Consider the following 11959-nt stretch of genomic DNA (forward strand, 5'->3'; position numbering starts at 1 on the left):
TTGGGTCATCTGCTTAAATAACAGGCAGAGTTTTCCATGAGCCATGACATTTCGATGACACTTTAATGAAAGGTTAGTGATAAACCTAATCCTACATGGAAGATATACTTCTCGTTCACAGAAAATCCAATAGAAACTTCTCTGAAGAATTCGCAGCTTTGCAAGACGCTGCGATCTTCAAGACGTGTCTGCGCAAGATCCTTTTCTGCACAGAAATGGAACTGGGCAACTATGCGGATGTGATTGAACCGGAAGACACTGTTCTTCGTGGCGAAAAGGCACTGAGTCTTTTGCTTGAGATTCTGTGCGGCCTTCACTCCCCGATCGTGGGCGAGACTGAAGTCTTCGGTCAGTTCAAACTTTTCGTCGATTCCCGCAAACAGCTTCAGGACCCCTTGTTCGGAGATCACCAGAAATGGCTGAACTTCATCATGGCCGAAGTGAAGAAAACGCGCGCCCAGCATCTTGTGGGCCTGGGATCCCAAAGCTATGGCAGTCTTTTGCGTCGCTACACAAAAGACATGGACTCTGTCACCATCTGCGGTTCCGGCCATCTGGCGCAGGAAATCCTTCCGTGGCTGGCTTTGAAAAAGTCCGTTCAGGTGATCTGCCGTGAACCTGCAAAAATGCAGGCTTTCGCCGATAAATACGACAATCTTACCATTTCCACTTACAATGATGCTTTTATTCACGGCGAAGCTTTGGTGATTGCTGCACCACTTACTGATGAGCGCATTGTGGAGCTGATGAACAAACAAGACACTCGCCCTCACGCCGTCTATGACCTGCGCGGGGAAGCGAACAACCTTTCGGACATCGTTGCATCGCAATTCTCTCATGTGGGTTTCATGGGTCTTAACAAATTTTTTGCAGAGATCGAAGAAACCAAGAAAGACACAACTACCAAACTGGAGGCCCTTAAAGCCGCTCTACTTGAGCGCGCATTGGCCTTCACACAAAGGACAGAGCTTCGCCCACTTGGTTGGGACGACATATGCGCTTAAGAATTTCCGCAAGGAAAAGTGATCTGGCCCGTCTTCAGGCCTACATGGTCGGAGACGCTCTGAAAGAAAAAAATCCACACATCGAAATCGACTACCGTTTTCGTGAATCCCTGGGTGATAAAAACCTGACTGAACCTCTGTGGAAGATTCCGGAAAAAGGTGTTTTCACCGAGGATTTCTTCGGCGAATTGCTGCGCGATGAAACCGATCTGGTGGTGCATTCCTGGAAAGATCTTCCGACTGAATTCAAATCCGAGACTGTGATCGGTGCGACATTACCGCGTGCGGATCAGCGTGATCTGTTGCTGGTTAAAAAATCCCACTTCGACAAAATCATGGCCAGCAAAACCCTGAAGGTTTTCAGCTCGTCCCCGCGCCGCGAATACAACCTGACAGGATTCTTCAAAGAACACCTGCCCTTTGGTTTGCAGGACGTGAAATTTGAAAGTGTTCGCGGCAACATGCTGACTCGCGTGCGCAAACTGATTGAATCCCCGGAAACCGACGGCCTGATCGTCGCCAAAGCGGCGTTTGACCGCCTGTTCAGCGCAACACTGCCAGAGTTTGCTGAAGGCCAGCAGCAGCTGCGCCAGTATTTCAATGAACTGAACTGGGTGGTTCTGCCACTGAGTGTGAATCCCAATGCCGCGGCCCAAGGGGCCTTGGCGGTTGAGGTTCTGAAAAGCCGTCAGGATCTGCGCGATCTGCTGAACACCATCCATGATCCCGACACATTCCATTGCGCCCAAAGCGAGCGCGATACATTGTCCGGTTTTGGTGGGGGCTGCCATCAGAAGATCGGCATCGCTGTTTTGTCCCGCCCGTATGGCCGCATCACCCTTTTGAAGGGCCTGACTGACGGCGGACAGGTCTTGGATAAGAAAGAATTACAGCCTAAAAACCAACCGCCACAATTTGCTGCGCCTGAATTGTGGTCTGCTGACGTCAAAGCCGAGCGCCAGGCGATTTCCTGCTATGAAATCCCGGTAGGCACCACCGCCCTGTTTGTAGCACGCAGTGAAGCATGGCCGACGGACCTCCTCTGGACTGATTTTGTGTGGACCGCAGGTCTAAAAACATGGAAAAACCTCTCTCAAAAAGGTATATGGGTGCACGGATGTGCGGAAAGCCTTGGAGAGCAGGAAGAGCCTCAACTGGACACTCTGGCGAATCGTAAATTGGCTTGGGCAAAACTGAGCCACGAAGACGGATTCGCCAATCCGGTTCAGGGTGGAATGCCTTTGGTTGCGACCTATACGTTGAAAGCGGAAGGCACCAAAGAAACTGTCAGCGGCAAAAAGTTCTTCTTCTGGAGCAGCGGCAGTCAGTTCCTGCAAACAGTGCAGGAGTTCCCAGAGATTCTGTCCCAGCACCACGCCTCCGGACCGGGCAACACCCATCAGGTGATCCGATCCTATTTGCAAGAAAACAAGAAATACGATCCAACCCGACTGCACGTCTTTTTGGATCAGGAAGACTGGAGAAAACAATGCACAAAGTAACTTCTGAAGAACTTTTCCAACGCGCTTTGAAAGTCGCTCCGGGCGGAGTTCACTCCCCGGTTCGTTCCTTCAAGGGTCTTGACCGTGCTCCTGTCTTCTTCAAAAAAGCTGAAGGCGCTTTCCTGACTTCCGTTGAAGACAAAAAATACATCGACTTCTGCCAAAGCTTTGGCCCGCTGATCCTGGGTCATCTGGATGCTGAAGTGAAAGAGGAAGTTCACCGCATGGTGGACACCGCATGGACTTTCGGTGCCACTGAAATTTATTCTTTGGAACTGGCTGAATGGATCACCAGCACTTTGCCGTTCATGGAAAAGCTGCGCTTTGTATCTTCCGGCACTGAAGCCGTGATGAGTGCTTTGCGTGTGGCGCGTGCGGCAACGGGCCGTACTAAAATTTTGAAATTTGAAGGCTGCTATCACGGCCACGTTGATAACCTGCTGGTAAAAGCCGGCAGCGGTCTGGCAGGTGCATCTGCATCTTCCAGCGCGGGCATCCCGGCGGAAGTGGCGGCTCACACTGTGGTGGCTCCGTTGGATGACGAAGCTAAATTGGCTGAAGTGTTTGCGGCTCAAGGCAAAGACATTGCCGCTGTGATCATCGAACCACTTCCAGCCAACTATGGCCTTTTGGTTCAGCGTCCTGAGTTCCTGAAAAAGGTCGCAGAGCTTTGCGAAAAGAACGGCAGCTTGCTGATCTTTGACGAAGTGATCTCGGGTTTCCGCGTGGGCTTGGGTGGCATGGTTGAACAAACTGGCATCCGTCCGGACCTTGTGACTTACGGTAAAATCATCGGCGGCGGCTTCCCTGTGGGTTGCTATGGCGGCAAAGCGGAACTGATGAACATGGTGGCCCCTAGTGGTGACGTTTACCAGGCCGGCACTTTGAGCGCAAACCCGGTGGGCATGCGCGCAGGCCTGACCACACTTAAGAAAATGCAGCGTGTGGACGGCTGGAACGTGCTTGAGCAAAGAACCAAAAAATTCGCTGATGCCATCCGTGTTGGTTTTGCGAAAAAAGGTGTGAACCTTGAAGTCAGCCAAGTGGCGTCCCTGTTCTGGATCCACGGACCGACAGCAAACCCAATCCGTTCCATCGACCAGATCCCGGCAAATCAGGGCGGCAACTTCAAGAACCTGTTCCTGAAGTCCTTGGACAAAGGTGTTTACCTTGCACCAAATGCTTACGAAGTAGGTTTCGTTTCTTTGGCTCACTCTGATGAGCTTTTGGAACAGGCAGCACAGATTATCGTGGATGCGGCGGAGTAAATGACTAAATCCTTCATCAAACCCCATATCAAGACGGCATTGGCGATCCTGTGGTTCGCCTTTACCTTCTCGCTGGTGGGTTGGTGGTGGGTTTACTTCCTGCTGAAACTCAGTCCTGAAAACGCTTCACTTGAACAGATGAGAACTTCTCACCGCATGTTTGCGTGGGAAGGTTCGATCCTGCTGGCGGCGATCCTGTTTGGCGGGATTGCTTTGGTGATTTTCACTTACCGCGATCAGAAGCGCCACCAGCGTCTGCGCTTCTTCTTTTCAACGTTCAGCCATGACATTAAAACCTCTATTGCCCGTCTGCGCCTGCAGGCCGAGGTGCTGGAAGAGGATTTGAACACAACATCCCACCCGGTGATGAAACGCCTGATTCAGGACATTCAGCGTCTGGATCTGCAACTTGAAAACTCCCTGCTGCTGGCAAATCTTGAGGCCGGTCAGCTCTTGAAAGAACAAGTGTCTTTAAGTGATCTTCTGTCCAGTCTGCGCAGTGAGTTCTCTGAACTTACTGTGGAGCTTGAACGTGAAGCCAAAATCCTGGGTGATCGCCGCGCCCTGCTGAGTGTTCTGCGCAATCTTCTGCAGAATTCAGTCCTGCACGGCAAAGCCACCACGGTGAAGATCCGTGTGCGCCCACATGGCGAAGGCCGCATTGAACTGGTCATCCAGGATGATGGTTTGGGCTTTAAGGGTATTCTAAAAAAGCTAGGCTCCGAGATTTTGATGTCCCAGGATGTTCGCAGCAACGGCATTGGCCTGCTGCTGACAAAACGTCTTTTGGAAAAAATGAACGGCGACATCTGGTTTGAATCGAAGGAAAACGAAGGCTTCAAATCCCACATTGAAATTGAAGGGACTTTGCCATGAGAAAAATCCTTCTGGTGGAAGATGATATCTCTTTGGGCGAAACCCTGAATGAACGCCTGAAAAGGGACTATGAAGTTTCCTGGGCGAAATCCTTGAGCGAGGCCTGGTCCCTGTTTTCAAAAACCAAGGATTATGACTTGGCGATTCTGGATGTGGGCCTGCCTGATGGCAGCGGTTTTGAACTGGCGGCAAAACTAAAGGCCACCGCTCCCATCCTGTTCCTGTTCCTGACGGCACAAGCCGATGCGGAATCCCGTCTGCAGGGGTTTGAGTTGGGTGCGGAAGAATACATCCCCAAGCCTTTCCATTTGAAAGAGCTTTTAATTCGCGTGAAGCATGTGCTGGATGCCCATGCCCCGACCCGCGAACTGCAACTGGAATCCTGCGTGGTGAACTTCACACAGATGTCCGTGACCAAGAAGACCGGCCAGATTGAATATCCGCCGGTGACGGATCTGAAGATTCTGCAGCTTTTGATTGAAAAATCACCACGGGTGCTAAGCCGTGATGAAATTATGAACGAAATCTGGGGCGTTGATAAAAACCCCAGCCATCGCACTATCGACAATATTATCGTGCGCCTGCGCCAGCTTTTGGGCGATGACGGAGAAAAACACATCCGCTCTGTTCGCGGCGTCGGCTATCAATGGTCCACTGAGGAGGCAACATGAACACTTTATTCCACAACGCACTTAAAAGAACTCCTCAGGCAGTCCCACCGATCTGGTTCATGCGCCAGGCAGGCCGCTATCACAAACACTATCAGGGCATGCGCGCCAATCACTCCTTTGACCAGCTTTGCAAACGCGCGGATCTGGCGGCAGAAGTGGCTCGTGGTCCCGTGGCGGAATTTGATTTCGACGTATCCATCCTTTTCAGCGACATCCTGTATCCACTGGAAGCTCTGGGCATGGGCCTTGAGTACACGGATCACGGCCCGCAACTGGGTTTCAAACTGACTCCGGAAACCATCGGCACCTTGGGTGGCGTGGAAGAAGCTGTCAAATTCATGCACTTCCAAAAAGAAGCGGTCCAGGCGACTCGCGCAGTTCTGCCTTCCAATAAAAGTCTGATTGGCTTTGTGGGCGGTCCTTGGACTTTGTTCGTTTACGCGGTGGAAGGTTCTCACGCGGGCTCCTTGATCCAGTCCAAGAAACTGGCACCGATGTTCCCGCAGTTCCTGGAAAAAATGTATCCGCTGCTAAAAGAAAACATCCGCCTGCAACTGGAAGGTGGCGTAGAGATCGTGATGATCTTCGACACCGCTGCCGGTGAAGTTTCACCTCTGTTCTTCCAGGAATGGATCCAGCCGGTACTGACCCGTCTGTCCCAGGACTATCCGGGCAAGATCGGCTACTATTCCAAGGGCACCCAGGCGGTGTTCTTCAATGACGCCTTCAAGGCACTGCCATGGGCAGGTCAGGGCTTCGACCATAGAAATTATCTTCCGGATTGCTTCAACATCCAGAACAAAGGCTTCGTTCAGGGCAACTTCGACCAAAGCTTGCTGTTCATGGATGATGCTGATTTTAAAAAAGCGATGCACACCTACCTTGCGCCCATGAAGAACATGAGCAAAGAACAGCGCGCCGGCTGGGTGAGCGGTCTGGGTCACGGTGTTTTGCCGAAAACTCCTGAAAAGAACGTGAAACTGTTCGTAGATACTGTTCGCGAGGTGCTGTCATGATGAAAGATCTATTGGCGAAATACGACGTACCAGTTCCCCGCTACACTTCTTATCCGACTGTGCCGTACTGGGAAACCAATCCCACGACGGATCAATGGGTGCAGCATCTGCGCGCCACTTTGAAAGAAGGCACTGGGGGCTGGTCCCTGTACTTGCATATTCCTTTCTGTGAAAGTCTTTGTACTTTCTGCGGCTGCAACAACATCATCACCAAAGACCACAAGCGTGAAACACCGTATGTGGATATGGTTTTGAAAGAATGGCAGTTGTATCTGGATCAGGTTCCTGAGCTTTTGGAAAAACCCCTGAAGCACATCCACTTGGGTGGCGGCACGCCGACCTTCCTTTCCGCAGATGCTTTGACTCAGCTTTTGAAACCGATTCTTTCCCGCGTGAAAATCGACACAAACGATTTTGAAGGCTCCATCGAAGTGGATCCTCGCCGCACCAATGCCGCTCAGTTGAAAGCTTTGCGCGAGCTGGGCTTCAACCGTGTCAGTATGGGTGTTCAGGATTTCCATCCGGAAGTGCAGCGCCTGGTGAATCGTATTCAGCCTTTGGAAATCACCCAGAAGCTGACTCAGGACGCGCGCGACATGGGTTACACTTCCGTGAACTTTGACTTGATCTATGGTTTGGCTCGCCAGACTCCGGAATCCATCACCGAAACGGCGAAAGCGACCGTGGCTTTGCGCCCGGACCGTATTGCTTTGTACAGCTTTGCTCTGGTTCCTTGGATCAAACCGGCTCAGCGCCTGTTTAAAGACGAGGATCTGCCAAAAGCTTCTGAAAAGCGCAGATTGTATGAAATCGCCCGTGGCATCCTGATCGAAGGCGGTTATGTGGAAGTGGGCATGGATCACTTTGCCCTTCCGACGGACAATCTTTGCATTGCGATGAAAGAAAAGCGCCTGCACAGGAACTTTATGGGTTACACCGATCAGCGCACGGATGTGTTGCTGGGCATGGGTGTTTCTTCGATCTCTGAAACTCCGTTTAGCTTCCATCAGAACGAAAAAGTGCTGCCGCTTTACGAGGCCGCATTGAATGAAGGCCGCCTGCCAACTTTGCGCGGCCACATTCTGACTGAAGAAGACAAAGTCCGTCGTGAACAGATTCTGAATCTGATGACGAACTTTGAGGTGTCATTCGTCAATGAAGCTCAGGAAAATCAATCCAAGGAATTCCTGGCTGAAATGATCAAAGACGAACTGGTTGAAATCAAGGATCACAAGCTAATGGTGAACGAAGCCGGTCGCCCGTTCCTGAGAAATGCCTGTGCATTTTTTGATGAGCGCTTGAAAACCAAACAACCACAGACCAAAATCTTCTCTCAATCCATATGAAAACAGTGCATGTGATCGGCGCGGGCTTTGCGGGACTGACAGTGTCCCTGAGGCTCGCCCAAAAAGGCTTTCAGGTAGAACTTTATGAATCCTCGGACCGTGTCGGAGGATTGCTGGGTACTGACCAGACACCTTACGGAATTGCCGAACGTGCCGCCAATGCCCTGATCCGCACTGAAAAAGCCGAAGGCCTTTTTGCGGAACTCGGCATCACTCCCAGCTATCCGCTGGAAACCTCAAAAAAACGCTTCCTCTTCCGCAACACTCCGAAAGCGTGGCCGCTGTCCTTCCTTGAGACCCTGGCCCTGATGGGCCGGGTGCTTCCGCGCGTTTTGACCGGGGGTAAAAAAGCCCTGCGCCCTCAGGCCGGCGAAACCCTGCTGAACTGGGGCGAGCGCAAAATCGGAAAGGCGCCAACCAGATTTTTGCTGGGACCTGCGATGCAGGGAATCTATGGCAACGAGATCACACATCTAAGTGCCAGTCTGATTCTGGGCCCGCTGTTTTCCGGGAACAAACGCAGCAAGTACAAAGGTCTTCTGACCGGCCCGGGCGGCATGCAGGATCTGGTCGATCACCTGCAAACCCGTTTGCAGGAACTGGGCGTGAAGATTCACCTGAATTCTCAGGTAAGCCTTGAGTCCCTGCAAGGTCCGGTGGTGGTCGCCACTTCCGCCAGGGCTGCAACCCAGTTGCTGGCCAAAAAACACCCTGATTTTTCCAAGGTTCTTGGCAACATTCAGATGTCTTCACTGATGAGTGTGACGTTGTTCTTCGCCAAGCCCCAAGAGAAATACAAAGGCTTCGGCTGCCTGATCCCTCGTGGATTTGACCTGAAGACTTTGGGGGTTCTGATGAATTCCTATATCTTTAAGGACCGCGACAAAACTTACAATGAAACCTGGATTCTGGGTGGGCAGCAGGAAGAAGCTTTGCTGGATCTTTCTGACAGTGATCTTTTGAACCTTCTGGCGGAAGAACGCTTCCGTATTCTGGGTCAGAAAGACACCCTGCTGGAATATCGTATCAACCGCTGGAAAAAGGCTTTGCCGTTTTATGATCTGAACCTGGAAAATGCTCTGGCGGATCTGGCTGAAGTGCCGGAACCACAAGGTTTGTACTTGCATGGCAATTACCTGAGCGGCATTGGTTTAAGCAAAATTCTGGAACGCAGCGATTTGATCGCTGAAAAGATTGCGAGCGCACATGGCTAAAAAAGGACTTCTGTTAATCAATATTGGCAGCCCCCGCTCTTACGAAGTGCCGGACGTAAAAAAGTATCTGACCGAGTTTTTGATGGATGAAGAGGTCATCAATCTTCCCTTCGTTCTGCGCTGGCCTCTGGTGAATCTTTTAATCGTTCCCCGTCGCGCGCCCTTCTCGGCTGAAAACTACAAAAAAGTGTGGATGAAGGAAGGTTCTCCGATTGCCGTGTACACACGTCGATTTGCCGAACTTTTGCAGCAGGAACTCAAAGACGGTTTCGTCGTGAAAGTGGGTCTGCAGTACAGTGAACCGTCCGTGGAATCAGCCCTGAAGGAATTGCAGCAAGCCGGTGTTGATGAAATCCTGATTGCCCCTATGTTCCCTCAGTATGCTGAAGCCACCAATGGAAGCTCATTCAAACTGGCAGAGAAAACAGCCAAGAAACTTCACCTGACGACTCCTCTGCGCCGTCTGCCGGCTTTTTTCGATGATGCTTCTTTCATTGGAACTTCTGTGAAACTGACCGAAGAAACCCTGCAGGACAAAAAGGTCGATCACTATCTGTTTTCATTCCACGGTCTGCCTGAAAGCCATGTGCGAAGAATTCCCGGCTGCCTGACCACCGAAGACTGCTGTTTTGAAAAAAACGCCTGCGCCAAGAACTGCTATCGCGCCCAGTGCTTTGCCACAGCAACTGCGATTGCAGAATCTCTGAATCTGGCTCCAAGTCACTGGAGTGTGGCCTTCCAGTCCCGTCTGGGACGTGGAGAATGGCTGAAACCTGCCACCGATCACAGTCTGGAAGTACTGGCCAAAACCGGCAAAAAAAATATCGCCGTGATTTGCCCGTCCTTTGTGGCTGATTGTATCGAGACTTTGGAAGAAATCGGAATCGGCGGACAAGAGACCTTCCACGAACACGGCGGCGACCAGTACTATCTGGTCCCCTGCGTGAACGACAACCCGAAATGGGTTCAGGGCTTTGCCGATCTGGTGAAGAGCCTTTAAGGAATCAACGAAAGTATCAAAGGCACAATGATGGCGGTCATCAAACCGTTGAGCGCCATCGCAAGCCCCGCAAAGGCCCCGGCCATCTCGCCGATCTGAAAGGCCCGCACGGTTCCCAGTCCATGGGCGGCAAGTCCCATCGCAAAACCCTTCACCACCGGATCTTTCACCCGCACAAGCTTCATCACGGTGGTGGCCACCAGCGCACCGACAATCCCCGTGATCATCACAAAGACGGTCGCCAGCGAAGGAGCCCCACCGATTTTTTCGGCAATGCCCATGGCAATTGGTGTGGTCACAGATTTCGGAGCCAGCGCCAAAAGCACCTCGTGCGGAAGTCCCATGAAGGCCCCGATGAACACAGCACTGAGAATTCCCACCGCCGAGCCAATCACCAAAGCCACCATCAACGGAACCAGCACCCGGCGCAGACGATCCAGTTGGTTATACAACGGCAAAGCCAACGCCACCGTCGCCGGTCCCAGCATAAAGTGAATCGGGCGCACGGCCTGGAAGTAATCACGATATGGAATCCTCGCCATCAGAAGAACGGCAATAATTGCGAACATGGAAATGACAGGCGGACTGAGCAAAGGATTGTCCTTTCCCCAGGCACTGATACGACGGGATGCCAGATAAAACCCCAGGGTCATGATCAAGGCGCCTAACTCAATCATGGGGACTCCTTGGTGCCGACTTTCATCAGTTGATGAAACACGAAAGCCGTCATCCCCAAAGTAATGACGGTACTGATCAAAACCGTCACCACCATACCCACGCCGAATTTTCCAAACAGATCGAAATACTCAACAACTCCGACCCCAGCCGGAACAAAGAACAAGGCCAGATGAGCCGTGATGGAACGGCTCAAGATTTCCACCCTGTCCTTTAAGGACGGGCGCACCAACAGGGCTATAAAGAAGAAGACCATGCCCAGCACCGGGCCGGGGATAAATAATCGGAAAAGGTGAACCACAACCTCTCCCAACAACTGAAAAATCAGCAGAATCAAAAAAGCCTGAATCATGATTCCTCGAACCTAACAGAACCGACCACAAATGTCGCTCGTCTAATTATGAGACAGCCCGGATTCCTGTATCGTGTTTTAATTGATTCCGGCGCTGGCCTGAAACTTGGAATCCCCTTGGCAATGATTCAAGGAGCTTTCCATGTCCCGTCTACTGTCCGTTTTTATTGCCGCAAGCCTGCTCTTAGGCCAAACTTCCCAGGCCTCTGATAGCAAATGTAACAGCGAGGCTTTGGCTCGCCAGGCACGCCTGTACCGCATGCAGGCAGATGACATGAAGGCCATCTCTGCCCTGTTCAAAGAAAACTACGATGAAGCCACCCGAGATCAGCATCTGTCCTTGGGTATCGCGCTTTCCAGCATGACCTTGCTGTTTGCGGCAGAAGTTATGATCGGAGCCGGCGGGGCCGCCGTCACTTCAGGAGGATTCATTTCCCGGGCCGCCTATGCCCATGGTCAGTTCATCGAGGGAGCCGCAAATGTGATCGCCGCCAAAGTCGGTGAAACCTTTTTGGGAGCCGTGGCTGTGGTGGGAAGTCCCGTGGTCACCATGCCTTATATCAACACTGTCGTTGCCAGCACATTAATTGAGATGAAAAATCCGGACGTAGTTGCAGAGCTTCCTCAGAACGGCGACCTGGTTCGTATGAATGAAGCCCAATTGCTTCAGCAAATCAGTGATCTGCGTGAAAAATTCCAACGCACTCTGGAGGCCTCGCCCAACCAGATTCTGGATGGACTGACTTTGGGTTCTTTGGACAAAGCATGGACCTTGCGTCTATATAATAATATGACTTTGACGGCTTCTTTGTATGAGCAACTGGCCGTACAGAAGGCTTTCCAACTGACCCAATGTCAGCCGTAACAGGCTCAAGAAAACCAGCAAATCTCAGTGAACTTAAGCCCCGCAGACCCCGGGGCTTTTTTTATTCCCTCCCCAGGCTGCCAATTTTGGGCTCCAATACAGAATCCTGACATGTTTTGGTTCCCCAGCTAAAACTGAAAGCATCTCAAGGTGGTACAGATCATGAAATA

General features: G+C 51.6%; 12 protein-coding genes. 10 read left to right on the forward strand and 2 right to left on the reverse strand.

The window, feature by feature from the left end; translation table 11 throughout:
* Positions 1–95 precede the first annotated feature (95 nt).
* From ACZ520_RS16305 to hemH, 9 genes are read left to right on the forward strand one after another with little or no spacing between them, the layout of a single operon-like run.
* Entirely contained in the window at positions 96–1004 is a 909-nt protein-coding gene (locus tag ACZ520_RS16305) for a Rossmann-fold NAD(P)-binding domain-containing protein (protein ID WP_374031294.1), read from the forward strand.
* Complete coding sequence (hemC, locus tag ACZ520_RS16310; protein ID WP_464126548.1) at positions 995–2506, forward strand: hydroxymethylbilane synthase; 1512 nt, start codon at positions 995–997, stop codon at positions 2504–2506. Before ACZ520_RS16305 ends, hemC begins: the two co-directional genes overlap by 10 nt.
* Positions 2494–3774 carry a glutamate-1-semialdehyde 2,1-aminomutase gene (locus tag ACZ520_RS16315; protein ID WP_464126550.1) on the forward strand — a complete coding sequence of 427 codons (1281 nt, stop codon included), beginning with the start codon at positions 2494–2496 and terminating at the stop codon, positions 3772–3774. The genes hemC and ACZ520_RS16315 overlap by 13 nt, the downstream gene beginning before the upstream one ends.
* On the forward strand, positions 3775–4650 hold the full coding sequence (locus ACZ520_RS16320) for a sensor histidine kinase (protein WP_416479914.1): 876 nt from the start codon (positions 3775–3777) through the stop codon (positions 4648–4650). It begins immediately after the preceding gene.
* A complete protein-coding gene (locus ACZ520_RS16325) occupies positions 4647–5321 on the forward strand; it encodes a response regulator transcription factor (RefSeq protein ID WP_374031297.1) in 675 nt (224 codons plus the stop codon). Before ACZ520_RS16320 ends, ACZ520_RS16325 begins: the two co-directional genes overlap by 4 nt.
* A complete protein-coding gene (locus ACZ520_RS16330; RefSeq protein WP_416479913.1) occupies positions 5318–6337 on the forward strand; it encodes a uroporphyrinogen decarboxylase family protein in 1020 nt (339 codons plus the stop codon). The genes ACZ520_RS16325 and ACZ520_RS16330 overlap by 4 nt, the downstream gene beginning before the upstream one ends.
* Complete coding sequence (gene hemN, locus ACZ520_RS16335) at positions 6334–7683, forward strand: oxygen-independent coproporphyrinogen III oxidase (RefSeq protein ID WP_374031298.1); 1350 nt, start codon at positions 6334–6336, stop codon at positions 7681–7683. The genes ACZ520_RS16330 and hemN overlap by 4 nt, the downstream gene beginning before the upstream one ends.
* Entirely contained in the window at positions 7680–8897 is a 1218-nt protein-coding gene (locus tag ACZ520_RS16340; protein ID WP_464126554.1) for a protoporphyrinogen/coproporphyrinogen oxidase, read from the forward strand. The genes hemN and ACZ520_RS16340 overlap by 4 nt, the downstream gene beginning before the upstream one ends.
* Entirely contained in the window at positions 8890–9897 is a 1008-nt protein-coding gene (hemH, locus tag ACZ520_RS16345; protein ID WP_088564099.1) for a ferrochelatase, read from the forward strand. The genes ACZ520_RS16340 and hemH overlap by 8 nt, the downstream gene beginning before the upstream one ends.
* On the opposite strand, the gene ACZ520_RS16350 is transcribed toward hemH, so the two are convergent.
* Complete coding sequence (locus ACZ520_RS16350) at positions 9894–10574, reverse strand: LrgB family protein (RefSeq protein WP_464126556.1); 681 nt, start codon at positions 10572–10574, stop codon at positions 9894–9896. The genes hemH and ACZ520_RS16350 overlap by 4 nt on opposite strands.
* Entirely contained in the window at positions 10571–10924 is a 354-nt protein-coding gene (locus ACZ520_RS16355) for a CidA/LrgA family protein (protein WP_464126558.1), read from the reverse strand. The genes ACZ520_RS16350 and ACZ520_RS16355 overlap by 4 nt, the downstream gene beginning before the upstream one ends.
* Positions 10925–11066: 142 nt before the next feature.
* Between ACZ520_RS16355 and ACZ520_RS16360 the strand changes: the two genes are divergently transcribed.
* A complete protein-coding gene (locus ACZ520_RS16360) occupies positions 11067–11789 on the forward strand; it encodes a hypothetical protein (RefSeq protein WP_088564096.1) in 723 nt (240 codons plus the stop codon).
* Positions 11790–11959: the final 170 nt, after the last annotated feature.

The organism is Bdellovibrio sp. BIS2, from assembly GCF_055398295.1.

Excerpts from the sequence above, each read along its gene's own strand:
- ACZ520_RS16305 (WP_374031294.1), top strand. The coding sequence starts at position 96 with ATGGAAGATATACTTCTCGTTCACAGAAAATCCAATAGAAACTTCTCT.
- hemC (WP_464126548.1), top strand. The coding sequence starts at position 995 with ATGCGCTTAAGAATTTCCGCAAGGAAAAGTGATCTGGCCCGTCTTCAG.
- ACZ520_RS16315 (WP_464126550.1), top strand. The coding sequence starts at position 2,494 with ATGCACAAAGTAACTTCTGAAGAACTTTTCCAACGCGCTTTGAAAGTC.
- ACZ520_RS16320 (WP_416479914.1), top strand. The coding sequence starts at position 3,775 with ATGACTAAATCCTTCATCAAACCCCATATCAAGACGGCATTGGCGATC.
- ACZ520_RS16325 (WP_374031297.1), top strand. The coding sequence starts at position 4,647 with ATGAGAAAAATCCTTCTGGTGGAAGATGATATCTCTTTGGGCGAAACC.
- ACZ520_RS16330 (WP_416479913.1), top strand. The coding sequence starts at position 5,318 with ATGAACACTTTATTCCACAACGCACTTAAAAGAACTCCTCAGGCAGTC.
- hemN (WP_374031298.1), top strand. The coding sequence starts at position 6,334 with ATGATGAAAGATCTATTGGCGAAATACGACGTACCAGTTCCCCGCTAC.
- ACZ520_RS16340 (WP_464126554.1), top strand. The coding sequence starts at position 7,680 with ATGAAAACAGTGCATGTGATCGGCGCGGGCTTTGCGGGACTGACAGTG.
- hemH (WP_088564099.1), top strand. The coding sequence starts at position 8,890 with ATGGCTAAAAAAGGACTTCTGTTAATCAATATTGGCAGCCCCCGCTCT.
- ACZ520_RS16350 (WP_464126556.1), bottom strand. The coding sequence starts at position 10,574 with ATGATTGAGTTAGGCGCCTTGATCATGACCCTGGGGTTTTATCTGGCA.
- ACZ520_RS16355 (WP_464126558.1), bottom strand. The coding sequence starts at position 10,924 with ATGATTCAGGCTTTTTTGATTCTGCTGATTTTTCAGTTGTTGGGAGAG.
- ACZ520_RS16360 (WP_088564096.1), top strand. The coding sequence starts at position 11,067 with ATGTCCCGTCTACTGTCCGTTTTTATTGCCGCAAGCCTGCTCTTAGGC.